This is a genomic window from Streptomyces nymphaeiformis, assembly GCF_014203895.1.
Classification (GTDB): domain Bacteria; phylum Actinomycetota; class Actinomycetes; order Streptomycetales; family Streptomycetaceae; genus Streptomyces; species Streptomyces nymphaeiformis.
In genome coordinates this window covers 434271-459031 of the sequence record NZ_JACHJY010000010.1, presented here as the reverse complement: position 1 = coordinate 459031, position 24761 = coordinate 434271, and the positions used below count along the sequence as shown (strand labels likewise).

Here is a 24761-nt window from a genome sequence, read left to right as displayed (position 1 = left end):
GTGGCGCGGGGCGGTTACGCGTGGAACGGGAGGCCCGCGTCGGCGGCGAGTTCCAGGTCGTCGCCCTCGGGCGGCGGGAGGAGGGTCGCGGAGCCGTCGCTGACGGGGACCACGCCGAGTTCGAGGAGCTCGGCCATGGCGGCGGAGCCGGCCATGTCGCGGACCTGGAGCTGGTAGCGGGCGGTGGTGCGGTAGGAGCCGCCGCCCTCGTCGCCGGTGCGCTGGAGGAAGCCGGAGTCGGTGAGGAACGCGGCGGCCTTGCCGACGATGCCGGTGGTGGATCCGGCGAGGCGGCGGGCGTCCTTGGTGGCTCCGGTGGCGCTGCGGCGCGCGTAGATGCGCCAGGCGGCCTCGAGCCCGGGGGCGTCGGAGGCCGGGTCGGTGTTCTCGCCCTGCTCCTCGGCACGCTGCTCCAGGCGCAGACAGGCCTGGCGCACGAAGGCGTCGACGCCGTTGACCGTGAGCCGGCCGATGTAGGCGTCGTCGGCGAGGTCCTCGGGCCGGGGGAAGGCCATGGCGGCCACCGCGAGGTGGGCGAGGCCGTGCAGGAAGCGGTCGGCGGAGTCGGTGTTGGCGCGGCGTGCGTAGTCGCCCATGCGGACGGCGAAGACGGAGTCCTCGCCGGCGGTGACGGCCATCCCCGCGCGCGGGGAGACCTCCAGGACGACGAGGCCGAGGCCGGTGGCGACGGCGTCGGCGAGGCGCGCGAAGGCGGGGTCCTCGCGGTAGCGGCGCAGGAGCTCGGTGTACTCGGCGTCGCGGGCCGGGAGCAGCTTGGGCTGGAGGCCGAAGGAGACGAGCCGGGCGGCGTCGGCGGCGTCCGCGGGGGTGACGGTGGACGCGGCCGGGGGCTGCGGGGGCTCCTGCTCGCTCCACGCGTCGGTGTACTCGGCGTGGGTTTCGCTCACGGCTGGGGCTCCTCGGTACGGCTCTCGGTCGGTACGGCGCGGGGTACGGGCAGCGGGACGGGGGTGACGGCCGCGGCGCCGGCCGCGGTGGGCCGGTCCACGGGCGCGGGCGGCTCGTCGGTGAGCCGCACGGCCCGCACGGCCGGGAGGTCCCGGCGCCGCGCGGGCGGTGTGCGCACCGGCTCGGGCACGGATACGGTCCCGAACCGCGGCCGGCCGGCGGAGGCGGGCGCGGGCGCCTCGGCGGCGGGCGCGGGCGTCGACTCGGGCTCGGGCTCAGGCTCTGGTACGGGCTCGGACCTGGGCTCGGGTACGAGTACGGGCTCGGCTACGGGCGCGGGCGCGGGCAGCGGCTCGTGCGTAGCTGCGGGCACGGGCAGCGGCTCGTGCGCGGGCGCCGGCTCGGGCGTAGCTGCAGGCCTGGGCGCCGGCTCGGGCGCGGCCTCGGGCGCCTCTTCTCGTACGGACTCGGTGTCCGGCACCGGAGCGGGTGCGGGCCCGGGGTCGGTGGCGGGAGCCTGGGGGACGAGGGTCACGTCGCCTCCGTGCGGTCCGCGGCCATGCCCACGGCGTCGAGCATCGCCGTACCGACGATCAGGTCGGCGCCGCCGAACTCGGGGTCGTCCAACGGGGTGCCGTCGTCGACGGCGAAGAGCAGGCGCTCCTCGCCCTGGCGGTAGGCGGTGCCGACCGGGGGGCTCGCCGCGTGGACGGCGAGGAGGGCGACGAGGTACGGAAGGTCGGGGTCGAGGCGGCGGGCCTCGGCGAGCAGGCCGGAGAGGCGGCGCGGGGCGTCGTGCTCCAGGTCGAGCAGGCGCATGGCGCTCGCGAGCTGCTCCTCGCTGAAGCGGGAGTCGTCGGGGGTGGCGATGAGGTCGGGCTCGGGCATCTCCGCGCCGAGGTGCTCGCGCTCGACGGGCGGGGTGAGGAGCAGGTCGACGAGGTCGCCGAGGCGGACGGAGGCGGGGGTGCGCAGTCCGGTGCCGCGGGCGAAGAAGGCGTCGGTGACGCGGGTGGCCTGCTCCACGGGGAGCGGCAGGACGGGGGCGACCAGCTGCCCGTACAGATCGAGTCCGGTGTACGCGGTGGGGGCGGCGAAGGCCTGCCGGTCCTGCTCGGCGCGGAAGAGCGGCCCGGCCTCCAGGAGACGGGACTGCAGCTGGGTGTGGCGCCGGATGCAGTCCTTGACTATGTCGACCAGCTCGGCGGCACGCCGCTTGTGCTCCGCGGTCTTCGCGTCGGTCGCGGCCTCGGCCTCGTCGCGGGCCTTGCGGATGTTGGTGAGGATCGCGTTCTCGTGGCGGTAGCGGTCGGCCACGTGGTCGAGCGCCTCGGCGATCATGTCGGGGACGGTGTGGAGCCAGTCGACGGCGCGGACGTTGCGCCGGGTGGCCTCCAGGGTCTTGCGGAGGGTCTCGGCGTACTGCACGGTCCGGTAGCGCGCCTGCTCGGCGGCGAGCTGTGCGTCGGCGAGGCGGCCCCGGTTGATGAGGACCTCCAGCTTCACCTCGGCGGCGATCTGGGCGCTGGTGACGTCGGTGTCGAGGGCTCCGACGAGGACGTTGACCGCTTCGTCGGTGGTGCGGAGGTAGACCCCGCCGCCGTAGCCCGGGACCTCTTCGATGAGCTTGAAGTCGTAGTCCCTGCGGACGTAGACCCCGTCGGTGCCGAAGGTGCCGTAGACGGCGCGGAAGCCGCGGTCGACGCTGCCGACGTTGATCAGGTTCTCCAGGACCCAGCGGGCCACGCGCTCGTGCTCGGCGGCGGGGCGGGTGGGCGCCTGGGCGGCGACGCGGGGCAGCAGGCGGGCGACGATCTGCTCGTGGTCGGCGCCGGTGTCGAAGTCCATGTTCAGCGTGATGAGGTCGATCGCGGCGAGGGCCACCTCGGCCATCGCGTAGACCGTGTACTCGCCGGCCAGGTTCGCCTTGCGCGCGTCGAGGTCGTGCAGCGGGGCGGTGCACGCGAGCGCGCGGAGCCGCCGCGCGAGCCCTTCGTCGGCGGCCGGGCCCTGCGCGGGGCGCGGCCCCGCGCTGAGCTGGGGCGGAGCGAGGTCCGTCGAGGCAGGCGAAGTCACGGTGGACAGATTAGGTCCTCACCCTGACAACGGTCGAAACGGCGCAGATGCGCCCGGCGCCCTCGGTGGCCTCGTACGGGCCGTGCCCTCAGCCGGAGGAGCCCGCCGGAGCGTCGACGGCCTGGGCGTAGGCGGCGACCACGCGCGCGCGTGAGTCGTCGAGGTAGCGGGCGAGGAGTCTCTCCGCCGAGGCCCGTTCCCCGGCCCGCAGGGCGTCCAGGATCTCCCGGTTCCTCCGGAGGTAGGGCTCGTGCAGTGCGCGCGGGTCGTCGACGACGTGGAAGGCGAGGCGGAGTTCGGCGAGGACGCCGCGCATCAGTTCGTCGGTACGGGCGCTGCCCGCGAGGGCGACGAGTTCGCGGTGGAAGTGGATGTTGGCCGTGGAGACGCCCGTCCAGTCGTCGGCGCGGGCCGCGGCCTCGCCCTCGGCGACGACGGCGGCGAGGGCGTCGACGGCGAACGGCGGCTGCCCCAGGCCCCGTACGACGGCGCATTCGACGAGCCGCCGGGTGCGGTAGATGTCGTCCACGTCACCCACGTCGAGGACGCGGACGAAGACGCCCCGGTTGAGCTCGTGGACGAGCAGGCGCTCGTGGGTGAGGAGCCGGAAGGCCTCGCGGAGTGTGTTGCGGGACACACCGAGGGCGCCGCCGATGCTCTCCTCGGAGAGCCGGACGCCGGGCGGGAAGAAGCCCTCCGCGATCCGGGTGCGCAGGATGTCCGCGACCCGCTCCGCCGTGCTCGTGCGTCCCAGGAGTACGCGGTCGTCCGTCAGCCCGCCGGTGCCACTCACGTCCACAGCGTCTCACCCCTTCCGTCGTCCGCGGCCGAATCAACCGCGGAAGCGGCCGAGTCAACCGCAGAAACGTTGGGAGCGACAACACGCATCTTGTCGGATCGTTGAACAATCCTCTAGCTTGGCGGGCGCCCTTCAGCGGCTTCGGCACCTTCCGCGGCTTCGGCTCCCTCCCGAGGAGGCACCACATGACCTTGGTCCCGATCGACCTCAACGCCGATCTCGGCGAGGGCTTCGGCCGCTGGACGCTGACCGACGACGAGCGGCTCCTGTCCGTCGTCACCAGCGCCAACGTGGCCTGCGGCTTCCACGCCGGGGACGCGGCCACCATGCGGCGGGTCTGCGAGCTCGCGGCGGCACGCGGGGTACGGATCGGGGCCCAGGTGTCCTACCGCGACCTGGCCGGCTTCGGACGGCGCGCGATGGACGTCCCGGCGGCGGAGCTGGCCGCCGAGGTGGCGTACCAGATCGGCGCCCTGGAGGTCTTCGCCCGGGCCGCCGGCTCGCGCGTCTCGTACGTGAAACCGCACGGGGCGCTCTACAACCGGGTGGTCCGGGACGCCGAGCAGGCGGCGGCCGTCGTCGAGGGCGTGCTGCTCGCGGACCGGACGCTGCCGGTCCTCGGGCTGCCGGGCTCCCGGCTGCACGAGGCCGCCGCGGCGGCCGGACTCCCGGTCGTCGCCGAGTCCTTCGGCGACCGGGCCTACCGGGCGGACGGCTCACTGCTGCCCCGGGGCCAGGAGGGGGCCGTCGTCACCGACCCGGACGAGGTCGTCGAACGGGCGGTGTCCATGGCCCGGTTCGGGGTCGTCACGGCGCACTGCGGGAGCTCCGTCGAGGTGCGGGCCCGCTCGCTCTGCCTGCACGGGGACACCCCGGGCGCGGTGGGCCTGGCCCGGCGGGTCCGGGAGCGGCTCGAAGCCTCCGGCGTGCGCGTGGAGGCCTTCGCATGAGGGTGCTGAGGGTGGGCGACCGGGCCCTCCTGGTGGAACTGGACGACAGCGGGGCGACCGAGGCCCTCCACGCCGAGCTGCTGCGCCGGCGGGCGGCCGGTGCGCTGCCCGCCGTACGGGAGATCGTGCCGGCGGCGCGGACGGTGCTCCTCGACGGCGTGGACGCCCCGGAGCGGCTCGCGGCCGAGCTGGCCGGCTGGGAGCCGGCGCCGCTCCACGCGCGCGTGGGCGAGGCCGTCGAGGTTCCGGTCCGCTACGACGGGCCCGACCTGCCGGAGGTCGCCGCGCTCTGGGGGGTGTCCGTGGAGGCGGCGGTACGGATCCACACGGCGGCCGAGTTCCGGGTCTCCTTCTGCGGGTTCGCGCCCGGGTTCGGCTATCTGACCGGGCTCGGCGAGCGGTACGAGGTGCCGCGCCGGGCCACGCCGCGCACGGCCGTCCCGGCCGGGTCGGTCGCCCTGGCAGGCCCGTACACGGGTGTGTACCCGCGCTCCTCCCCCGGCGGCTGGCAGCTGATCGGCAGCACGGACCTGGTGCTGTGGGACGCCGAGCGGGACCCGGCCGCGCTGCTCGCGCCCGGCACCCGGGTCCGGTTCACGGCGGGGGGCGGGCGATGAGCGACCGGGCCCTCGCCGTGGTCCGGGCCGGGGCGCTGACCACCGTCCAGGACCTGGGGCGCACGGGGTACGCGCACCTCGGCGTGCCCCGCTCGGGCGCCCTCGACCCCGCGGCCGTACGGCTCGTCAACCGGCTCGTCGGCAACCCGGAGGACTCGGCGGTCCTGGAGACCACCGTCAGCGGCTGCGCGCTGCGGCCCCGGTGCGCGGTGACCGTGGCGGTGGGCGGCGCGCCGTGCCCGGTCCGGGTGGACGGCCGTCCCGCCGCCTGGGGGACGACGGTCCGGGTCGGCGCCGGGTCGGTCCTGGAGGTCGGCGCGGCCGTGCGCGGACTGCGGTCGTACGTGGCCGTCGGCGGCGGGATCGCCGTCGCGCCGGTCCTCGGCAGCCGCTCCACCGACCTGCTGTCGGGCCTCGGCCCGGCGCCGCTCGCGGAGGACACGGTGCTGCCGCTGGGCCCGGACACGGGCGTACGGGTCGCGGTGGACGCCCCGCCGTGGCCGGGGCCGCCGGACGAACTCGTCCTGCGGGTCCGGCTCGGCCCCCGCGACGACTGGTTCACCGCCGACGCGCTCCGGGCCCTCTCCACGCGCGCGTACCGGGTGTCGCCGGCGAGCAACCGGATCGGACTGCGGCTGGACGGCCCGCCCTTGGAGCGGGCCGTGGCGGGCGAGCTGCCGAGCGAGGGCATGGTGCTCGGCGCGGTGCAGGTGCCGCCGGACGGGCGCCCGGTGGTGTTCCTCGCGGACCATCCGACGACCGGGGGCTATCCGGTGGTCGCGGTGGTGCGGGAGGCCGACCTGGGCGCGGCGGCGCAGGCGGTCCCGGGGACGCCCGTGCGGTTCGTGCCGGTGCGCTGAGGGGTCACAGGGGCGGCGGGCCGTAGCCCCCGCCGCCGGGGGTCCGCAGGACCAGGACGTCGCCGGGGCCCACCTCCGTGGTGGCGGCGCCTTCGAGGTGCTCGACGGTGCCGTCGGCGCGTTCCACGAGGTTCTCGCCGAGGGCGCCCGGCTCGCCGCCGGCCATCCCGTACGGCGGGACCCGGCGGTGGCCGGTCAGGAGGGCCACCGTCATCGGCTCCAGGAAGCGCAGGCGCCGCTCCACACCGTGGCCTCCGTGCCACCGGCCGCGGCCGCCGCTGTCCTCCCGTACGGCGAAGGCGTCGACCCGGACCGGATGGCGCCACTCCAGGATCTCGGGGTCCGTGAGACGGGAGTTGGTCATGTGGGTCTGGACGGCGTCGGCGCCGTCGAAGCCGTCGCCCGCACCCGAGCCGCTCGCGACGGTCTCGTAGTACTGCACGCGCGCGTTGCCGAAGGTCACGTTGTTCATGGTGCCGGAGCCCTCGGCCTGGACGCCGAGGGCCGCGTAGAGCGCGCCCGTCACGGCCTGGGAGGTCTCGACGTTCCCCGCGACGGTGGCCGCCGGGGGGACGGGGGCGAGCATGGAGCCGGGCGGGACGCGGACCTCCAGGGGCTCCAGGCAGCCGCTGTTGAGCGGGATGTCCTCGTCGACGAGGGTGCGGAAGACGTACAGGACGGCGGCCATGACGACGGCGGTCGGCGCGTTGGCGTTCCCGGGCAGCTGGGCGGAGGTTCCGGTGAAGTCGAGGACGGCGGAGCGCCGTTCGCGGTCGACGCGGACGGCGACCCGGATGACCGCGCCCCCGTCGGTCTCGTAGCGGTACTCGCCGTCGTCCAGGCGCGCGACGATGCGCCGGACGGACTCCTCGGCGTTGGCGCGGACGTGCCGCATGTAGGCCTGGACGACGTCGAGCCCGAACTCCTCGACCGTGCGGCGCAGTTCCTCGATGCCCTTCTCGTTGGCGGCGATCTGGGCGCGCAGGTCGGCGAGGTTGGTGTCCGGGTCGCGGGAGGGGTGGCGGGCGCCGGTGAGCAGGGCGCGGGTCTCGGTCTCGCGCAGGTGTCCGTCGCGGACGAGCAGCCAGTTGTCGAAGAGGACGCCCTCCTCGTCGAGGGTCCGGCTGAAGGCGGGCATGGAGCCGGGGGTGATGCCGCCGATCTCGGCGTGGTGGCCGCGGGAGGCGACCAGGAAGCGGAGCTCCCGCCCCTTGTCGTCGAACACCGGCGTCACGACGGTGACGTCGGGGAGGTGGGTGCCGCCGTGGTACGGGTCGTTGATCGCGTAGACGTCGCCGGGGCGCAGGTCGTCCCCGCGCCGGCGGAGCACCTCCTTGATGGACTCCCCCATGGAGCCGAGGTGGACGGGGATGTGGGGCGCGTTGGCGATCAGGTTGCCCTCGGCGTCGAAGAGGGCGCAGGAGAAGTCGAGGCGTTCCTTGATGTTGACCGACTGGGCGGTGTTCTCCAGGCGGACGCCCATCTGCTCGGCGATGGACATGAAGAGGTTGTTGAAGACCTCCAGGAGGACGGGGTCCACGTCCGTACCGGCGGCCACGCGCGCGGGGCGGGGGACGACGCGGCGCAGCAGGAGGTGGCCTTCGTCGGTCGCGGTGGCCCGCCAGCCGGTGTCGACGACGGTCGTGGCGTCGGCCTCGGCGAGGATCGCGGGCCCGTCGACGCTGTCGCCCGGCCGCAGGTCCTCGCGCCGGTGGAGCGGGGTGTCGTGGGGTGTGCCGGCGCTGTGCATGCGGACGGTGGCCGCGGGGGCGAGGGCGCCGGTCCGTTCGCCGGTGTCCACGAGGACCGGGCCGTGCGGACCGGCGCCGCCGACGGCCTCGACGGTGACGGCCTCGACGACGAGCGGCCGGTCCAGGGTGAAGGCGTACCGCGCGCGGTGGACGTCCGTGAACGCGGCTTTCATCTCGTCGGGCGGTGCGAGGTCGACGGGGAGGCTCGCGTCCGTGCCCGCGTACCGCAGGAGTACGCGCGCGTGCGTGGTGATCGCCGTGTCCGGCAGTCCGTCGGCGCGCAGCTCCTCGCGGGTGCGCTCGGCGAGTTCGGCGCACAGGGCCGTCACGCGCGCGTGGGTGCCGTCGGCGTCGAACTCGGCCTCGACGGACTGCTCCCGCATGGCGGTGGCGTCGGCGAGCCCGATCCCATACGCGGAGAGCACCCCGGCCAGCGGGGGTACGAGGACGGTGTCGACGCCCAGGGCGTCGGCGACGGCGCAGGCGTGCTGGCCGCCGGCGCCGCCGAAGCTGGTGAGGGCGTAGCGGGTGATGTCGTGTCCGCGTTCCACGGAGATCTTCTTGACGGCGTTGGCCATGTTGAGGACGGCGATCTCCAGGAAGCCCGCGGCGACCTCCTCGGGGGTGCGGCCGCCGCCGACCTCCTCGGCGAGGGCCGCGAACCCCTCCCGTACGACCTCGGCGTCGAGGGGGAGGTCCCCGCTCTCGCCGAAGACGGCGGGGAAGTGGTCGGGCTTGACGCGCCCGAGCATGACGTTGGCGTCGGTGACCGTCAGGGGGCCGCCGCGGCGGTAGCAGGCGGGTCCGGGGACGGCGCCGGCCGAGTCGGGACCGACCCGGTAGCGGCGCCCGTCGTAGTGGAGGACGGAGCCGCCGCCCGCCGCGACGGTGTGGATGCTCATCATGGGCGCCCGCATCCGCACCCCGGCGACCTGTGTACCGAGTTCACGCTCGAAGGCGCCCGCGTAGTGCGACACGTCGGTGGAGGTGCCGCCCATGTCGAAGCCGATGACACGGTTGTGCCCCGCCTGCGCCGAGGTGCGGGCCATGCCGACGACTCCGCCCGCCGGTCCCGACAGGACGGCGTCCTTGCCGCGGAAGTGGGCCGCCTCGCGGAGGCCTCCGTTGGACTGCATGAACATGAGGCGGATCCCGGCGAGTTCACGGGCGACCTCGTCGACGTACCGGCGCAGGATCGGCGAGAGGTAGGCGTCGACGACGGTGGTGTCCCCGCGCGGGACCAGTTTGATGAGCGGGCTGACCTCGTGCGAGCAGCTGACCTGGGTGAAGCCGGCGGCGCGGGCCGCCGCCGCGACCCGGGTCTCGTGCTCGGGGTGCCGGTAGCCGTGCAGGAGGACGACGGCGGCGGAGCGGAGGCCGTCGCCGTGCGCCGCGGCGAGTGCCGCGGCGACGGCGGGCTCGTCCAGCGGGTGGACGACGTGTCCGTGGGCGTCGACCCGCTCGGGCACCTCGATCACGCGCGCGTACACCGCCTCGGGAAGCACGATGTGGCGGTCGAAGAGCCGGGGCCGGTTCTGGTAGGCGATGCGGAGGGCGTCGCGGAAGCCCTCGGTGATCAGGAGCACGGTCGGCTCCCCGCGCCGCTCCAGGAGGGCGTTGGTGGCGACGGTGGTGCCCATCTTGACGACGGCGATCCGGTCGGCGGGGACGGGGTCGTCGGGGCCGAGGCCGAGGAGGAGGCGGATGCCGGCGACGGCCGCGTCCTGCCGTCTGGCCGGGTCGTGGGAGAGCACCTTGCGGCTGACGAGCCGGCCGTCGGGCCGTCGCCCGACGACGTCGGTGAAGGTGCCGCCCCGGTCGATCCAGAACTCCCAGCGCCCGCTCATCCCCCCATTGTGGTCGCGAGGGCGGCCGCGAGGGCGTCGTCGGCGCGCGCGTCGAGGGGAGCCGTGCCGGTGCCGTCGGCCCAGTGGCGCAGTTCGGCCCCGGCGAGCAGGAGGAGCTGCGGGAGCAGGTCGCGGCTGCGGCGCAGGACCCAGCCGGTGCCGGCGGTGGCGAGCCAGAGCAGGGCTTCGGTACGGGTCGGCGGCGGCTGGAGGGGCTCCGGCGAGGGCGGTGCGCCGTGCGCGAGTCCCCGGGCCGCGAGGAGCTCGTGGAAGCCGGCGGCGACGGCCCGGTGGCCGCGCTCACCGGGGTGCAGCCGGTCGGCGCTCCACAGGGCCCGGTCCTCGGTCCATTCGGGCTCGGCCAGGTGCAGGTGGACGGCGCCGTACCGGGCGGACAGCGCGTGCACGACCGCGTTGACGGACCGCTGGCGGCGGGCGAGCGGGCGCGCCAGGGGCGGGGGCAGCCCGAGCATCCGGCCGGGGTCCGGCAGACAGGCGGTCAGGAGTATGGCTCCGAGGGCGTCGAGATCGGCGCAGACCCGGCCCAGGCGGCGGGCGAGGAGCGCGATGTCGAAGGTGCGGCGCAGGGTGTCGTTCACCCCGACGACGACGGAGGCGAGGTGCGGGCGGAACGCGAGGGCGCGGGCGGCCTGCCCGTCGGCGACGTCCGCGCTGAGCGCCCCGCTGACGGCGAGGTTCAGGAAGGCCGTCCCCCGCCCCTCGGCGGCGAGCCCCTCCGCGAGCAGCGCCGCCCACCCCCGCCAGGCCCCGCCGACCCGGTCACCGACACCCTCGCTGAACGAGTCCCCGAGGACGACGAACCGAACGGGGTCCTCGGCGGCCCCGCCGCCCCGGGCGGCCGGGACCTCGGGCGGGGCGGGCGCGGGGTCCGGGCCGTCGGAGGCTCCGGGCGCGACGGCCCCGGCACGCGCGCCGGGCGCAGGCCCCGGGGCGTGCGGTTCGGCCTCGGTCGTGACCGTGCCCGCCCCTGCCGTGTCCCGTCTCATCGGCGGGCCTCCTCCGGCACGAGCGGTCGGGGCGTCGGGAGGGCGTCGTGGGCGGCGAGGAAGGCGCCGACGGCGCGGTCCCAGGAGAAGACCTCCGCACGCGCGCGTGCGGCCCGGCGGCGGACGCCCTCCGGGATCGCGAGGAGCCCCTGCACCCCGGTGGCGAAGGAGCTCGGCGTGTCGGCGGCGGACGCGCCCGCCGTACCCACGACCTCGGGCAGCGCGGAGGAGGCGCTGACCACGACGGGGGTCCCGCAGGCGAGGGCCTCCAGGGCGGAGAGGCCGAAGGTCTCCGCCGGCCCCGGGGCCAGGCACACGTCGGCCGCCGCCTGGAGGTCCGCCAGGGCCTCCCGGTCGGCCACGTGCCCGAGGAACCGCACGGGGAGGCGCCGCTCGCGCGCCCGCCGCTCCAGGGCGCCCTTCAGCGGCCCGTCCCCCGCGACCACGAGCGCCGCCGCGACCCCCAGGCCCCGCAGCTCCTCCAGCGCGTCCAGCGCGGTGCCCGGCCGTTTCTCGACCGAGAGGCGCGAGCACAGCAGGAGCAGCACCCGCTCGCCGTTGGCGTACCGGGCCCGCAGCGCCGCGTCGCGGCGGTCGGGCCGGCAGCGCTCCAGGTCCACGCCGAGCGGGGCGCGTACGACGTTGCGCGCCCCGATCCGTACGAACTCGCGCTCCGCCCACTCCGTCGTGCACACGATCCGCGCGAAGGCCCAGGCCGTGCGGCGGTTGAGCCGGTCCGCCGTCCCGGCCGCGAGCGCGGGCGGGACGCCCCAGGTGCGCAGCACCCCGTCCGCGGTCTCGTGGGAGACCATGACCGACGGCACGCGCGCGCGTCGCGCCCACTCCCCCGTCCACCGCAGGGTGGTGCGGTCCGAGACCTCGATCCGGTCGGGGGCGAGTTCGTCGAGGAGCCGGCGGACCCGCCGCTTGTCGGCGAGGACCCGGTAGCCGCCGGTGCCGGGCACGACGGGGCCGGGGAGCGTGACGACCCGGCCCTGCTCGGTGAGGTGGTCGCTCGCGGCGGCGCCGGGCACGACGAGGACGGGCTCGTGACCGGCGGCGAGGTAGCCGCGGCCGAGCTGGTCGAGGGCGGTGCGCAGGCCGCCCGACGTGGGGGTCACGAAGTTCGCGAGCCGGACGATCCGCAGCCCGCTGCCGTCTCCCGTACGGACGCCGCTCATGCCGCCACCGCCGTCCGCTCGCGCAGCACCTCCAGGTAGTGGCCGATCAGCTCGTCGCCGAGCGCCTCCCAGGTGCGGCCCTCGACGGCGGCCTGGCCGGCCCGGCCGTGGGCGGCGCGCGTGTCGGGCGAGGCGGCGAGGTCGGCGACGGCCGCCCGCAGCGCGTCCGGGTCGCCCGGGGGTACGAGGAGTCCGGTGCGGCCGTGGTCGACCAGGTCCAGGGGTCCGCCGGCGGCCGGGGCGACGACGGGGACCCCGCTGGCCATGGCCTCCTGGACGGTCTGGCAGAAGGTCTCGTACGGGCCGGTGTGGGCGAAGACGTCGAGCGAGGCGAAGATCCGGGCGAGCTCGTCGCCGGTGCGGCGGCCCAGGAACCGGGCGCCCGGCAGGGCGGTGCGCAGGGCGGGGGCGCTGGGCCCGTCCCCGACGACCACGACCCGGACGCCGGGGAGCGCGCAGGCTCCGGCGAGGAGGTCCACGCGCTTCTCGGGGGCGAGGCGGCCGACGTAGCCGACGAGGACCTCCCCGTCGGGGGCGAGTTCGCGGCGCAGGGCGGTGTCGCGCGCTCCGGGGTGGAAGCGGACGGTGTCCACTCCGCGTCCCCAGCGCCGGACGCGGCCGATGCCGTGGGCCTCCAGGTCGCGCACGGCGGCCGTGGACGGGGCGAGGGTGCGGTCGGCGGCGCCGTGCACGGCGCGCAGGCGGCGCCAGGCGGCGCCCTCGCCGGTCCCGACGTACGTGCGCGCGTAGCCGGCGAGGTCGGTCTGGTAGACGGCGACGGCGGGTATGCCGAGCCGGGCGGCGGCGGTCATGCCCCGGACGCCGAGGACGAAGGGTCCGGCGAGGTGGACGAGGTCGGCGCGGTGGGCGGCGATGGCCGCGGCGACCCGGCGGCTGGGCAGGGCGACCCGTACCTGCGGATAGCCGGGCAGGGGGAGGGAGGGGACGCGGACGACGGCGCAGGGGGCGTCGGCGTCCGCGGCCTGGTCGGCGACGGCGGGGGCGATGACGAGCGGGGTGTGCCCCCGCCGGACGAGGTGGCGCGCGGTCTGCAGGGCGCAGTGCGCCACACCGTTGATGTCGGGAGGGAAGGATTCGGTGACGATGACGACACGCATACGGGTGTTGTCGTCGCGCTCGGCGTGTACCCGCCGACGTGGATCTGGACGGGGAGGGAACGTCCCATGAGCGTTTCCCCTGGGGGCGGCAGAACGCACCGGCCCCCGGGGCGGGGCCACGGTCGGCGGGGTGTCCGCCGCAGGCCGCGCCGCCCCGGGGGCCGGGTGGCGGGTGGCTCGGGTGCGCGAGGTCGGGCCGGGAGGGGTTGGTCGGACCTGTCGCTGCCCCCTGAGCCGGGGTCAGACCTGGAGGTCCGGCCCTATCCGGTTGCGCACCGCCGTCTGGACCTCGACCTCTTCGGCGGGGTCCGCGGCGAGGCGGCGCAATCGTTCGGCGACGCGCACGTCACCGGTCTCGGCGTGCTGGGCCGCGACCTCGCGGGTGGTCTCCTCGCAGTCCCAGAGGCATTCGACGGCGAAGCCGGTCGCGAAGGTGGGGTCGGTGGCGGCGAGGGCGCGGGCCACGCGGCCGCGCAGCTGGGAGGAGGTCGTCTCGCGGTAGACGTGGCGCAGCACGGGTGCCGCGCAGGTGATGCCGAGGCGTCCGGCGCCGTCGACGAGGAAGGCGAGCTCGGGGGCGTCGGGGCCCTCGGAGCGCACGGTGCCGCGCAGGGCGCCGAGGACGAGCGTGGTGTCCTGGGCGGTGCCTCTGCAGGCGAGGACCTCGGCGGCGGCGGTCCCGAGGGCGTCGGTGCGCCGGACCCACGCGCGGGCGCGGGCGACGGCGTCCTCTCCGCACATCCGCCGGTAGGCGGCGACGGCGGCGTCGGCGACCTCGCGGGAGTCGCCGTCGGCGGCGGCCTCGACGAGGTCGAGGACGGCGGGGTCCCGTGACTCGGCGAGGTGGTGCAGGGCGGCGCCGCGGGCTCCGGTGGCGCCGTGCCGGGCGGCGGCGAGGATCTCGGGCCGGTCCTCGGGTCCGGCGACGGCGGTCAGGCAGCGGGCGGCGGGTCCGTAGAGCAGGGCTCCGCGCTCGTACCCCTCCTGCGCCCAGTCGAGGACGGCCTTGACGCTCCAGCCGGGGCGGGGCCCGGCGGGGCGCATCTGGCGCTGCCAGCGGTCGAAGGAGCCCTGTTCCCGGGCAGCCCTGACCCGGGCGCCGACGGCCTCGCGCGGGTCCTCGGCCCACAGCCGCCAGGGCCGGGGCTCGAAGGCGTCGCGGACGGTGCGCGCCAGCTCGGCCTCGCCCTCCGGGTCGGCCGGGAAGCGGGCCAGTACGGGCAGGGCGAGCGCGCGGAGCCCGGCGTCGTCGTCGCGGAGGGCCAGCTCGTCCAGGGCCCAGGCCCAGTTCGTGCCGGTCGCGGCGTACCGCCTGAGGAGCAGCAGGGCGTCCTGGCGTCCGTAGGAGGCGAGGTGTCCGAGGACGGCGAGCGCGAGCCCGGTCCTGGACTCCTCGGTGTCGAGGTGGTCCTCGGCACCCATGAGGTGCGCCTCGATCTCGTCCAGGCCTCCGTGGAGGTCCAGGTAGAGACGGGCGTAGTAGAGGGAGCGGTTCTCGACCTGCCAGTCGTGGCGGGGGTCGTCGAGAACGCAGCTGTTGAGGGCCGCGAGGGCCTCGGCGCGTGGCGCGGCGAGCGCGTGCAGGGTGCCGTCGCCGCGGCCCCGCTGCAGCAGGCCGAGCAGGGTGCCGCTCGGCGCTATGACTGGATCGAACATGGAAGACGCCTCACATCAAGCTGTCGACACGACCGGGGGATACCGGGGGGAAGCCGGTCGGGCGGTACACCGCCCGTACGCCTAGGCCGTGCGGCAACATTCGGGGCCGCCCGTCGTCGTGATTCGCCTGCCAGTGCCCATGTTCCTCAGCCTCTCGTCGGTGGCCCGTTTTGCCGGGCCCGTCGTCATGATGACCCACCCATTTCGCCACCGCGACCACATTTACGACGCCGCTCCCACCTGGGGTTCAGCCGCCGTTCACCTGGATCCGAAGAGCTCCAGGAGTTCGGTCTTGCCGAACATGCGGGCGGTGTCGAGCGCGGACGGAGTCCCGGCCTCCGGATCTGCGCCGGCGGCGAGGAGCGCGCGGATCACCGCGTCCTCGCCCTTGAAGACGGCGCCGGCGAGCGGGGTCTGACCGCGGTCGTTGGCACGGTCGGCCTCGGCGCCGCGCTCCAGGAGGGCGGTGACCGCGGCGGCGTGGCCGTGGTAGGAGGCGAGCATGACGAGGGTGTCGCCCTTGTCGTTGGTGAGGTTCGCGGGGACGCCCGCGTCGAGGTAGGCGGCGAGGGCGTCGGCGTCACCCGTGCGTGCGAGGTCGAAGACCTTGGACGCCAGCTCGATGACCTCGGGGTCCGGAGTCTCGCTCATCGGGTGGGCCCGCCTCTCTCCTGCGTTGTCGACCGGTGCACGGCAAGCGCGGCCGTACGAGTGAATCGACAGGGTACTGCCCGTCCGGCGACATGACCGCGCCCGACCGAGGCAAAGATCACGTCATTCGATACCGGCGCCCACCCCTAGCGCACGCCGGGTATTTCGCCACCCGGCGCGGCGTCCGGCGTCCGCCGGTCAAGTGAAATCACCCGTTTTTCACTCTAATGCACCTTTAGTCACATAGATACTTGCTGTGAACCTGGAAGGACTCATGGTGACTGTCCCCTCAACCAGGAGAACAACCAATGATCCTGTCCATCTCAGGCGTGGTCCTGCTCGGCATCATCTGCTTCCTGTTCTTCAAGAAGGACGGGATGAAGGCCTCGCACGCCCTCGTCAGCGCGCTGTTCGGCTTCTACCTCGCGGGCACCGCCATCGCCCCGAGCATCACGGCGGGTGGCCAGAGCCTCGCCGGCCTCCTGGGCGGGATCAAGTTCTGACGCCCTCCAGCCCCTTCCACCGATTCAGGAGTACTTCGTGGCCCGGCGACCACTCCCCCGCATTCTGAGCAGCGGCAGCGCACAGATCGCTCGCAGTCGAGAGATCGCGCGCACGGCCGCCGACAGCGCCACCGACGTGCTCCATCCGCTGATCACGGTCTCCCGTGGCCTGCGGAAGCTGGCCGCGACCGCGCGCGCCAAGTGGGCCGCGACCCCGAAGGAGCGGCGTGGTCCCACGCTGCTCCTGGTCGCGGGCTGCGTCCTGGTCGTCGCGCTCATGCCGTACGGGCCGCTGCTCGCGCTCGTGCTGCTCATGGCCGTGGCCGCCTGGATGGGCCGTGAACGCCCGGTCGTGAAGACCGGGCCCGACGACGCGGAGATCGCGCGGCTCAAGGGCCTGTACGAGGCCCTGGTGCCGTACTTCTCCGTTCCGGAGGACCCCGCGCCGCTATTCGCCCACGGCGGCGAGTGGAGCGGCGCGTTCGCGGACTACGCCTTCGACGAGGACGGGCGGCTGACCCGGCTGAGGATCGCGTACCCCCCGTACTTCACCGACGGCGAGCCGGCCGCCCGCGCCCGCGTGGAGCAGCTGCTGCACGCCAAGTCGGGGCGCGGCCGCGAGTACCTCTTCGACTGGGACGAGGAGGGCAACCGGCTCGTCATGAGCGTGCTGCCCGCCCTGCCCACCACCATCGCCGCCCAGCGCTTCGTCACGGTGCCGGGCGAGACCGTCCTCGGGTTCACCGACGCCGACGCCGTGCAGCGGACCGTGCCCGTCGTCTCGGCGGACGGCACGGAGGACGCGCCGGCCGTCGTCTGGCGCACCGGCCCCCGCTCCACCGAGCCGCACCTGCTCGTCATCGGCCAGCCCGGCAGCGGCACCACCTCCCTGCTGCGCTCGATCGCGCTCCAGGCCCTCCCGCACGGCGACGTGGTGATCGTCGAGGGCGGCGGCACCGGCGAGTACGCGTGCCTCACCGGCCGCGCCGGCGTCCTCGCCGTCGAGTGCGGGCTGGGCGGCGCCCTCGCCACCCTGGAGTGGGCGGCGCACGAGACGGAGCGGCGGCTGATCGCCGCCAACCGGGCCGCCCAGGCCGGGCAGCCCGCGCCCGAGGACACCCGCCGCCCGCTGTGGATCCTCCTCGACCGGCCGGGCATCCTCGGCCAGCTCGCCGCCGCCGACGGCCGCCCCGACCCGCAGGACCTGCTCCAGGTGCCGCTGCGGCACGGGCGCGCGGCGCAGGTCACGGTGGTGGTGGCCGAGCAGTTCGACAGCACGGACACGCTGAGCGAGTCGGTACGGACCCACACCAGGGCCCGGATCGTCCTCGGCCCCGCCGCCCCGGAGCAGATCGCGGCCGTCCTCGGCGCCCGGCCGCACACCACGCCGACGCCCGAGGTCCCGGCGGGCCGCGGCTACGCGCGCCTGGGCACCGGCCCGGTCCTGCGGATCCAGGTGCCGGCGACGCCCGACCCGTACGACGACGCGACGAACGAGGCGCAGCGCCAGGCGGTCCTGGACCTGCTCCCGGAGCGCACGGTCACGGCGCCGACGGTGCCCGCGTCCCCGCCCGTGGTCACGGTCAAGGCCCCGGCCGCGGTCACGTCCCAGGACACGGTCACGCTCTCGGCCGCCGCCGTCGAGACGGTCCCCGGCTCGGCCCCCGAACCGGCCCCGGCACCCCGGGCCGAACCGGACTCCGGCGCCCCGTTCCACACCCCGGTCCCCGCGGAGGGCTGAGGACGTACGAAGAGGGCCCCACGCGCGCGCGTGGGGCCCTCTTCGTACGTCCGCGTCACCAGGGGTCACGCCTTGTGCCGCTTATGCCACGAACGACCTCGGCGGTTCCGTCCCCCCGCTGCCGACACCGGACTCGACCAGGCGGGCCGCGGCGGCCAGCCGGACGGCCGCCTCGTCGGCGACCGGGCCGCCGACCGTGAAGGGCAGCCGGACGAAGCCCTCGAAGGCGCCGTCGACACCGAACCGGGGCCCGGAGGGCACGCGGACGCCGACCCGCTCCCCCGCCTCGGCGAGCCGGGAGCCGGACAGACCGCCCGTGCGGACCCAGAGGGTCAGACCGCCGCGCGGCACCGCGAACTCCCAGTCCGGGAGCTCCCGGCGGACGGCGGCGACGAGCGCGTCCCGGTTCTCCCGGGCCTGCTCCCGGCGCAGGCTCACGGCCTCCTCCCAACCGCCCGTCCGCATGAGCCAGTTCACGCCGAGCTGCTCCAGGACCGGGGTGCCGAGGTCGGCGTACGCACGCGCGGCCACCAGGGAGCGGATCACGTCGGGCGCGGCCCGGACCCAGCCGATGCGCATGCCCGCCCAGAAGGCCTTGCTGGCCGAGCCGACCGTGAGGACGGTGGCGCCCGCCGGGTCGAAGGCGCAGACCGGCCGGGGCATCTCCAGGTCCTCGTCCAGGTGCAGCTCGGCCATGGTCTCGTCGACGACGAGAACCGTGCCGGCGGAGCGGGCCGCCTCGACGAGCTGCCGCCGCTGGTCCTCGTCGGCGAGCGCGCCGGTCGGGTTGTGGAAGTCGGCGACGACGTACGCGAGGCGGGGCGCCGCGTCCCGCAGCACCTGCCGCCAGCGGGGCAGGTCCCAGCTGCCGAGGCCCTCCGCCATGGCGACGGGCACGAGCCGGGCGCCGGCCGAGCGCATCAGCTGGAGGATGTTGGCGTACGAGGGCGACTCGACGGCGATCCGCTCGCCGCGCCCCGCGAACAGGTGGCAGATGGCGTCGATGGCACCCATGGCGCCGGTCGTGACCATGATCTGCTCGGGCATCGTGGGGATCCCGCGCGCGGTGTACCGGTCGGCGAGCATCTGCCGCAGCGCGGGCAGCCCGGCCGGGTAGTCCCCGTGCGTGTGGGCGTAGGGCGGCAGCTCCTCCAGGGCGCCCTGGACGCCCCGGGTGAGCCAGGGCTCGGGCGCGGGCAGGGCGGCGCAGCCGAGGTCGATCATCGAGCCGAGGGACTCGGGCGGCAGCGGTTCGAGGCCGCGCGCGGGCAGCGGGTTCCCGGCGGGCACGGCGGTCCAGCTGCCGGCGCCGCGCCGCGACTCCAGGAAGCCTTCGGTGCGCAGCGCCTCGTAGGCCGCGGCGACCGTGGTGCGGCTGACGGTGAGCGCGAGGGCGAGTTCCCGCTCGGCGGGCAGGCGGGCGGCGACCGGGACGCGGCCCTCCAGGACGAGCAGCCGGATGCCGTCGGCCAGGGCGCGGTAGGCGGGCGGCTTGCGGGCGCCGGGGCCGGCGGGCCGGGGCTGCTGCGCCTGGAGCTGCCGGGCGAGCTGGGCCGGTCCCACCGCCGAAGTCCACTGAGCCATGGAAATCAGTCCACCTTCCTCGAATTGGCCATGGTTGACATCCGATCCCCCGCCACAGAGTGTCATGAGCCAGTCCACTACCACCACCTTGGGGGGCAGTTCCTTGTCCATCGCCTCCGGCCTCCGCGGCCGGCACCTCGCCCGTCGGCTCGTCCAGCTGTACGTCGGGCTGACGCTGTACGGGGTCAGCTCGGCGCTGCTGGTGCGCAGCGGGCTCGGCCTGGAGCCCTGGAACGTCCTCCACCAGGGTCTCGCCGAGAAGACCGGGCTGACCATCGGCGTGGTGTCGATCATCGTCGGGGCGATGGTGCTGCTGCTGTGGCTGCCGATCCGGCAGCGGCCGGGGCTCGGCACGGTCTCGAACGTGTTCGTGATCGGTCTGGCGATGGACGGCACCCTGGCGCTCGTCCCGGACGTCCACGGCCTGGCGGGCCAGGTGCCGCTGCTCGTGCTCGGCATCGTCCTCAACGGGGTCGCGACCGGCCTGTACATCGCGGCGCGGTTCGGGCCCGGCCCGCGCGACGGCCTGATGACCGGTCTGCACCGGCTCACCGGCCGGTCGATCCGGCTGGTGCGGACGGCGATCGAGGTCGTGGTGGTCGCCACCGGCTTCCTGCTCGGCGGCTCGGTCGGGGTCGGCACGGTGCTGTACGCGCTGGCGATCGGACCGCTCGCCCAGTTCTTCCTGCGCTGGTTCGCCGTCCCGGAACAGGCTTCCGAGACCACCGCGCCCACCCCGGAACAGGCTTCCGAGACCACCGCGCTCACCCCCGAGCCGCACGTCGGCAGCGTCCCGGTCGCCACCGGGACACCGGAAGGCGCCATACTGCGGCCGTGACTCGCGTACGCCACCCCTATCTCGACCATCCGTCCCCCCTCGCGTTCGCCCATCGCGGCGGCACGGCGAACGGCCTGGAGAACACCGCCGCCGCCTTCCGCCGGGCCGCCGCGGCGGGCTACCGCTACTTCGAGACCGATGTGCACACGACGTCCGACGGGGTGCTCGTCGCGTTCCACGACGAGACCCTCGACCGGGTGACGGACACCTCGGGCCGGATCCGCGACCTGCCCTGGGCGGCGGTCCGGGAGGCCCGGGTCGCCGGGAAGGAGCCCCTGCCGCTCTTCGAGGACCTCCTGGAGGAGTTCCCCGAGGCCCGCTGGAACGTGGACCTGAAGGCCGAGTCGGCCCTGGCCCCGCTGATCGACCTGATCCGCAGGACGGGCGCCTGGGACCGGGTCTGCGTGGGCTCGTTCACCGAGTCCCGGGTGGCACGGGCCCAGCGCCTGGCCGGGCCGAAGCTCGCCACCTCGTTCGGGGTGCGCGGGGTAGTCGGCCTGCGGCTGCGCTCCTGGGGCATCCCGGCTGCGCTGCGGGCCGGAGCCGTGGCGGCGCAGGTCCCGGAGCGCCAGGCCGGGGTCCCGATCGTGGACCGCCGCTTCGTGCGAGAGGCGCACGCGCGCGGACTGCAGGTCCACGTGTGGACCGTGAACGATCCGGCGCGGATGAGCTCTCTCCTCGACCTGGGCGTCGATGGCATCATGACCGATCACCTGGAGACGCTGCGCGGCGTGCTCACCGACCGGGGAGCGTGGGTCTGAGCCGCGTCCCGGCCACGGGAACGAACAAGGGGGGCGTGGCCTTGACCGCAGACACCATCGAGCCGGAGGAGTACGCCTCCGATCCCGCCGAGCGGCGGCGCGAGCAGAGGGGCTGGTACTTCTACGACTTCGCGTGCTCGGTGTACTCGACGAGCGTGCTCACCGTGTTCCTGGGGCCGTATCTGACCTCGGTGGCCCGGGCGGCCGCCGACGCCGACGGCTTCGTGCACCCGCTGGGGATACCGGTGCGGGCCGGCTCGCTCTTCGCGTACGCCGTGTCCGCCTCGATCGTGGTCGCGGTCCTCGTGATGCCGCTGGTCGGCGCGGCGGCGGACCGTACGGGCCGGAAGAAGCCTCTGCTCGCGGCATCGGCGTACCTGGGGGCGGCGGCCACCGCGGGGATGTTCTTCCTGGCGGGCGACCGCTATCTGCTCGGCGCCTTCCTGCTGATCGTGGCGAACGCCTCGCTGTCGGTCTCGATGGTGCTCTACAACGCCTATCTGCCGCAGATCGCCCAGCCCGACGAGCGGGACGCGGTCTCCTCGCGCGGCTGGGCCTTCGGGTACACGTCCGGCGCGCTGGTCCTCGTCCTGAACCTGGTCCTCTACTCGGGACACGACTCCTTCGGCCTCACGGAGGGCGAGGCGGTCCGCATCTGCCTGGCCTCGGCCGGCGTGTGGTGGGGCGCCTTCACCCTCGTCCCGCTGCGACGGCTGCGCGACCGGCAGGTCCGCCCGGAGGGGGCCGAGCGGGCCGGCGAGGGCGCGGTCGGCAGCGGCTGGGGCCAGCTGCGGGCGACCCTGAAGGACATGCGCCGGCATCCGCTGACGCTCTCCTTCCTCCTCGCGTACCTGATCTACAACGACGGCATCCAGACGGTGATCTCGCAGGCCTCGATCTACGGCTCCGAGGAACTGAAGCTCGACCAGACGACGCTGATCACGGCGGTCCTGCTCGTCCAGGTGCTCGCGGTGGCGGGCGCCCTCGGGATGGGGCGACTCGCCCGGACGTACGGTGCCAAGCGGACGATCCTGGCCTCGCTGGCGGTCTGGACGCTGATCCTGGCGGCGGGCTACTTCCTGCCCGCGAACTCGCCGGTGTTCTTCTACTGGCTGGCGGGCGCCATCGGCCTGGTCATGGGCGGCAGCCAGGCGCTGTCGCGCTCACTGTTCTCGCATCTGGTGCCGCGCGGCAAGGAGGCGGAGTACTTCTCGGCGTACGAGATGAGCGACCGCGGGCTCAGCTGGCTGGGTCCGCTGGTGTTCGGTCTCGCGTATCAGCTGACCGGAAGCTACCGGGATGCCATCATCTCCCTGGTGATCTTCTTCGTCGTCGGCTTCACGCTGCTCGCCCGGGTCCCGGTCCGGCGCGCGGTCGAGGCCGCGGGGAACCCCGTACCCGAGCGGATTTAGACGTGGCGGGGAAAGGGCGGTAGTGTACGCGTTTGGCCTGCCAGGCGGACCGTTACTGCGTGCTGCTTTGGTGAAGACACCGGGTCACATCTGCCGCCAGATGTGACAAAACGGGCACTGGTGGGTACAACAAGGGGCGGCACGACGGGCGACGCATGACCCGGAACGGGAATCTTCACCGCCGACCGGACGTTGACCGGATAACGACGACAGCGACACCTGTCCTGTGGGCGACAAGCCCGGGAGGCACGATTCATGAGTGAGCGAGCTCTTCGCGGCACGCGCCTCGTGGTGACGAGCTACGAGACCGACCGCGGCATCGATCTGGCCCCGCGCCAGGCGGTGGAGTACGCATGCGAGAAGGGACATCGTTTTGAGATGCCCTTCTCGGTCGAGGCGGAGATTCCGCCGGAGTGGGAGTGCAAGGTCTGCGGAATCCAGGCACTCCTGGTGGACGGGGACGGACCCGAGGAGAAGAAGGGCAAGCCTGCGCGTACGCACTGGGACATGCTCATGGAGCGGCGCACCCGCGAGGAGCTGGAGGAGGTCCTCGCCGAGAGGCTGGCCGTCCTGCGCTCCGGCGCCATGAACATCGCGGTGCATCCGCGCGACAGCCGCAAGTCCGCCTAGCGGACCGCCGCAGGAGCACGACGCCGCGGGGCCCGGTACACACATCGTGTACCGGGCCCCGCGGCGTTCCCGTGCCCCGGCCCCTCAGGAGAGAGGGCGCCGGGGCACGGGTGTCGGATCAGGGCGTCAGGGGCGGTCGGGGCCCCTCGGGCCGCGGAGGCCCCTGAGGCGCGTCCTGGCGGATGACCTCGCCCTGCACCACCTTGCCGTCCGGCCGGTGGATGCGGGCCTGCTGGAAGGCGTCCTGGAGGCTGCCGGGAGATGCGGCGCTCATCCGGCGCTCGACCGCCTTCTCCGCGTACCGCCCGAGGAAGGAGCGGACCTGCGGGATCAGCAGGAGCAGACCGGCCGCGTCCGAGAGCAGGCCGGGGATCATCAGGAGCAGGCCGCCCAGCATCAGGAAGCCGTTGCGGTCGTCCGCGCCGGCCCGGTCGGCGGGCGAGGGCGCCACGCCCGTCTGCGCGGCCGCCTGGGCCTGCTGGAAGGTCGAGGTGAGGTTGCGGAAGGCACGGCGGCCCGCCCGCTTGACGACGGCGGCACCGAGCACGGCACCGCCGACGAGCAGGGCGAAGACGGTCAGTCCGCCCGCCGCGTTCGCCACCACCGTGAGCAGCCAGATCTCCAGGACCAGCCAGGCGGCGACGCCGAGCGGAAGGTACGTACGCGCGCGTGAGCGCTTGGGGGCGAGGGGAGGCGGTGCGCCGGTCGTCATGCTGCCCAGTGTGCCTGGCGCCCCGCCGGAACGTCGTAAAGAAAGGATCAGTGCGAAGGGTCCGCACGGAGGGCCGGTACGGAGGTCAGGAGGACTTGCGGCCGAGCAGCTTGCCGACCTTCTCCGCCCGCGCCGTCAGGCCCCAGCCGGTGACCCGCCACAGCGCCTCGACGACGATGTTGCGGCTCATCTTCGAGTCGCCGATCTCGCGCTCCACGAAGGTGATCGGGACCTCGACGACGTGGAAGCCGGCGGCGATCGCGCGGCGCGCCAGGTCGACCTGGAAGCAGTAGCCCGCCGAGGCCACGTCCTCCAGGCCCAGGCCCTCCAGGGTCTCCTTGCGGAAGGCCCGGTAGCCGCCGGTGACGTCGCGGATCGGCACGTCGAGCATCACGCGCGAGTAGAGGCTGCCGCCCCGGGAGATGAACTCGCGGGACTTCGGCCAGTTCACGATCCGGCCGCCCGGCACCCAGCGGGAGCCGAGGACCAGGTCCGCGCCCTTGAGGGCGGTGAGCAGCCGCGGGAGCTCCTCGGGCTGGTGGGAGCCGTCGGCGTCCATCTCCACGAGGACGCCGTAGCCGTGCTCGATGCCCCACCGGAAGCCGGCGAGGTAGGCGGCACCGAGCCCCTCCTTGCCCTTGCGGTGCAGGACGTGCACGTGATCGTCCTCGGACGCGATCTCGTCCGCGAACTTGCCCGTGCCGTCGGGGCTGTTGTCGTCCGCGACGAGAACGTGCGCCTCGGGTACGGCCTCCCGCACCCGCGCGACGATCGGCTTGATGTTCTCCGCCTCGTTGTAGGTCGGAATGATCACCAAGGCCTTGCCGAGCGGGCCGTAACGCCTCTGGCCACCGTCGTTCACTACTGCCCCTTCGGATACATACGCAGGCCCCCACCATAGCGAGGTCCCCGACGTGCTCCGGCGCGGCGGGTCGGGTGGTCCGGGTGACAGACCGGACGGAAGGGACCCACGGGACGGATGACGTGCGGTGCGGGGCCCGGAGTCCTTCGGTCCGACCTGGGATCCGCTGGCTGCGGGTCGACCGAGAGCCGTTGTCTACTGAACGTCCGGGCCCCACCCGGGTCGCACCTTCCGCCGGAGAAACCTTCCCTCGCGACCGAGGCGCGGGCGGCGTTCGGCTACGGCGTGGGGGTGCG

The 24761-nt window shown here is 74.7% G+C and carries 22 protein-coding genes; 9 read left to right on the top strand and 13 right to left on the bottom strand.

Features of this window, described 5'->3' with window-relative positions; genetic code table 11:
• Positions 1–14 precede the first annotated feature (14 nt).
• From GGE06_RS33140 to GGE06_RS33125, 4 genes are all read right to left on the bottom strand, one after another.
• Positions 15–908 (bottom strand): hypothetical protein, encoded by an 894-nt coding sequence (locus tag GGE06_RS33140; protein WP_116162085.1) that lies wholly within the window; start codon positions 906–908, stop codon positions 15–17.
• Entirely contained in the window at positions 905–1444 is a 540-nt protein-coding gene (locus tag GGE06_RS33135; RefSeq protein WP_184932520.1) for a hypothetical protein, read from the bottom strand. The genes GGE06_RS33140 and GGE06_RS33135 overlap by 4 nt, the downstream gene beginning before the upstream one ends.
• The gene (locus GGE06_RS33130; protein WP_116162083.1) at positions 1441–2985 is read right to left on the bottom strand and encodes a hypothetical protein; all 1545 of its coding nucleotides are present in this window, start codon (positions 2983–2985) and stop codon (positions 1441–1443) included. Before GGE06_RS33130 ends, GGE06_RS33135 begins: the two co-directional genes overlap by 4 nt.
• An 88-nt stretch (positions 2986–3073) precedes the next feature.
• On the bottom strand, positions 3074–3784 hold the full coding sequence (locus tag GGE06_RS33125; protein WP_184932519.1) for a GntR family transcriptional regulator: 711 nt from the start codon (positions 3782–3784) through the stop codon (positions 3074–3076).
• Positions 3785–3969: 185 nt separating this feature from the next.
• Here GGE06_RS33125 and GGE06_RS33120 point away from each other — a divergent pair, with 185 nt between their 5' ends.
• From GGE06_RS33120 to GGE06_RS33110, 3 genes are read left to right on the top strand one after another with little or no spacing between them, the layout of a single operon-like run.
• Positions 3970–4734 (top strand): LamB/YcsF family protein, encoded by a 765-nt coding sequence (locus GGE06_RS33120; protein WP_184932518.1) that lies wholly within the window; start codon positions 3970–3972, stop codon positions 4732–4734.
• Positions 4731–5351, top strand: coding sequence for a 5-oxoprolinase subunit PxpB (gene pxpB / locus GGE06_RS33115; protein WP_184932517.1), 621 nt, complete (start codon positions 4731–4733; stop codon positions 5349–5351). The genes GGE06_RS33120 and pxpB overlap by 4 nt, the downstream gene beginning before the upstream one ends.
• Positions 5348–6211: a 5-oxoprolinase subunit C family protein gene (locus GGE06_RS33110; RefSeq protein ID WP_116162081.1), complete on the top strand. Its 864-nt coding sequence runs from the start codon at positions 5348–5350 to the stop codon at positions 6209–6211. Before pxpB ends, GGE06_RS33110 begins: the two co-directional genes overlap by 4 nt.
• A 4-nt stretch (positions 6212–6215) precedes the next feature.
• On the opposite strand, the gene GGE06_RS33105 is transcribed toward GGE06_RS33110, so the two are convergent.
• From GGE06_RS33105 to GGE06_RS33080, 6 genes are all read right to left on the bottom strand, one after another.
• Positions 6216–9809 carry a hydantoinase B/oxoprolinase family protein gene (locus GGE06_RS33105; RefSeq protein ID WP_184932516.1) on the bottom strand — a complete coding sequence of 1198 codons (3594 nt, stop codon included), beginning with the start codon at positions 9807–9809 and terminating at the stop codon, positions 6216–6218.
• Entirely contained in the window at positions 9806–10816 is a 1011-nt protein-coding gene (locus tag GGE06_RS33100; RefSeq protein WP_184932515.1) for an SGNH/GDSL hydrolase family protein, read from the bottom strand. The genes GGE06_RS33105 and GGE06_RS33100 overlap by 4 nt, the downstream gene beginning before the upstream one ends.
• Complete coding sequence (locus tag GGE06_RS33095) at positions 10813–11997, bottom strand: glycosyltransferase (protein ID WP_184932514.1); 1185 nt, start codon at positions 11995–11997, stop codon at positions 10813–10815. The genes GGE06_RS33100 and GGE06_RS33095 overlap by 4 nt, the downstream gene beginning before the upstream one ends.
• A complete protein-coding gene (locus tag GGE06_RS33090; RefSeq protein WP_184932513.1) occupies positions 11994–13115 on the bottom strand; it encodes a glycosyltransferase family 4 protein in 1122 nt (373 codons plus the stop codon). The genes GGE06_RS33095 and GGE06_RS33090 overlap by 4 nt, the downstream gene beginning before the upstream one ends.
• Positions 13116–13355: 240 nt before the next feature.
• Positions 13356–14771, bottom strand: a complete 1416-nt coding sequence (locus GGE06_RS33085) for a HEAT repeat domain-containing protein (protein WP_116162076.1) — start codon at positions 14769–14771, stop codon at positions 13356–13358.
• A gap of 258 nt (positions 14772–15029) precedes the next feature.
• Positions 15030–15422 (bottom strand): ankyrin repeat domain-containing protein, encoded by a 393-nt coding sequence (locus GGE06_RS33080; RefSeq protein ID WP_116162075.1) that lies wholly within the window; start codon positions 15420–15422, stop codon positions 15030–15032.
• A gap of 308 nt (positions 15423–15730) precedes the next feature.
• Here GGE06_RS33080 and GGE06_RS33075 point away from each other — a divergent pair, with 308 nt between their 5' ends.
• Both GGE06_RS33075 and GGE06_RS33070 read left to right on the top strand, forming a co-directional pair.
• Positions 15731–15925, top strand: a complete 195-nt coding sequence (locus tag GGE06_RS33075) for a hypothetical protein (RefSeq protein WP_015032212.1) — start codon at positions 15731–15733, stop codon at positions 15923–15925.
• Between the two features lie 37 nt (positions 15926–15962).
• Entirely contained in the window at positions 15963–17666 is a 1704-nt protein-coding gene (locus tag GGE06_RS33070) for a hypothetical protein (protein ID WP_116162074.1), read from the top strand.
• 81 nt (positions 17667–17747) lie between these two features.
• On the opposite strand, the gene GGE06_RS33065 is transcribed toward GGE06_RS33070, so the two are convergent.
• Positions 17748–19250, bottom strand: coding sequence for an SCO1417 family PLP biosynthesis transcription factor (locus GGE06_RS33065; protein ID WP_116162073.1), 1503 nt, complete (start codon positions 19248–19250; stop codon positions 17748–17750).
• A 103-nt stretch (positions 19251–19353) separates the two neighbouring features.
• Here GGE06_RS33065 and yczE point away from each other — a divergent pair, with 103 nt between their 5' ends.
• From yczE to GGE06_RS33045, 4 genes are all read left to right on the top strand, one after another.
• Complete coding sequence (yczE, locus tag GGE06_RS33060) at positions 19354–20088, top strand: membrane protein YczE (protein ID WP_116162072.1); 735 nt, start codon at positions 19354–19356, stop codon at positions 20086–20088.
• On the top strand, positions 20085–20849 hold the full coding sequence (locus tag GGE06_RS33055; RefSeq protein WP_116162071.1) for a glycerophosphodiester phosphodiesterase family protein: 765 nt from the start codon (positions 20085–20087) through the stop codon (positions 20847–20849). The genes yczE and GGE06_RS33055 overlap by 4 nt, the downstream gene beginning before the upstream one ends.
• Positions 20850–20890: 41 nt before the next feature.
• On the top strand, positions 20891–22261 hold the full coding sequence (locus tag GGE06_RS33050; protein ID WP_116165635.1) for an MFS transporter: 1371 nt from the start codon (positions 20891–20893) through the stop codon (positions 22259–22261).
• 255 nt (positions 22262–22516) lie between these two features.
• Positions 22517–22891 (top strand): RNA polymerase-binding protein RbpA, encoded by a 375-nt coding sequence (locus tag GGE06_RS33045; RefSeq protein ID WP_015032218.1) that lies wholly within the window; start codon positions 22517–22519, stop codon positions 22889–22891.
• A gap of 118 nt (positions 22892–23009) precedes the next feature.
• Here the strand turns inward: GGE06_RS33045 and fxsA are convergent, their stop codons facing one another.
• Both fxsA and GGE06_RS33035 read right to left on the bottom strand, forming a co-directional pair.
• The gene (fxsA, locus tag GGE06_RS33040) at positions 23010–23603 is read right to left on the bottom strand and encodes an FxsA family membrane protein (protein ID WP_116162070.1); all 594 of its coding nucleotides are present in this window, start codon (positions 23601–23603) and stop codon (positions 23010–23012) included.
• Positions 23604–23688: 85 nt separating this feature from the next.
• Entirely contained in the window at positions 23689–24465 is a 777-nt protein-coding gene (locus tag GGE06_RS33035) for a polyprenol monophosphomannose synthase (protein ID WP_086824078.1), read from the bottom strand.
• Between the last annotated feature and the right edge of the window lie 296 nt (positions 24466–24761).

Coding starts and splice junctions, on each gene's coding strand:
- GGE06_RS33105 (WP_184932516.1), bottom strand. CDS start 9,809: ATGAGCGGGCGCTGGGAGTTCTGGATCGACCGGGGCGGCACCTTCACC.
- GGE06_RS33110 (WP_116162081.1), top strand. CDS start 5,348: ATGAGCGACCGGGCCCTCGCCGTGGTCCGGGCCGGGGCGCTGACCACC.
- fxsA (WP_116162070.1), bottom strand. CDS start 23,603: ATGACGACCGGCGCACCGCCTCCCCTCGCCCCCAAGCGCTCACGCGCG.
- GGE06_RS33085 (WP_116162076.1), bottom strand. CDS start 14,771: ATGTTCGATCCAGTCATAGCGCCGAGCGGCACCCTGCTCGGCCTGCTG.
- GGE06_RS33065 (WP_116162073.1), bottom strand. CDS start 19,250: ATGGCTCAGTGGACTTCGGCGGTGGGACCGGCCCAGCTCGCCCGGCAG.
- GGE06_RS33120 (WP_184932518.1), top strand. CDS start 3,970: ATGACCTTGGTCCCGATCGACCTCAACGCCGATCTCGGCGAGGGCTTC.
- pxpB (WP_184932517.1), top strand. CDS start 4,731: ATGAGGGTGCTGAGGGTGGGCGACCGGGCCCTCCTGGTGGAACTGGAC.
- GGE06_RS33045 (WP_015032218.1), top strand. CDS start 22,517: ATGAGTGAGCGAGCTCTTCGCGGCACGCGCCTCGTGGTGACGAGCTAC.
- GGE06_RS33100 (WP_184932515.1), bottom strand. CDS start 10,816: ATGAGACGGGACACGGCAGGGGCGGGCACGGTCACGACCGAGGCCGAA.
- GGE06_RS33080 (WP_116162075.1), bottom strand. CDS start 15,422: ATGAGCGAGACTCCGGACCCCGAGGTCATCGAGCTGGCGTCCAAGGTC.
- GGE06_RS33095 (WP_184932514.1), bottom strand. CDS start 11,997: ATGAGCGGCGTCCGTACGGGAGACGGCAGCGGGCTGCGGATCGTCCGG.
- GGE06_RS33075 (WP_015032212.1), top strand. CDS start 15,731: ATGATCCTGTCCATCTCAGGCGTGGTCCTGCTCGGCATCATCTGCTTC.
- GGE06_RS33090 (WP_184932513.1), bottom strand. CDS start 13,115: ATGCGTGTCGTCATCGTCACCGAATCCTTCCCTCCCGACATCAACGGT.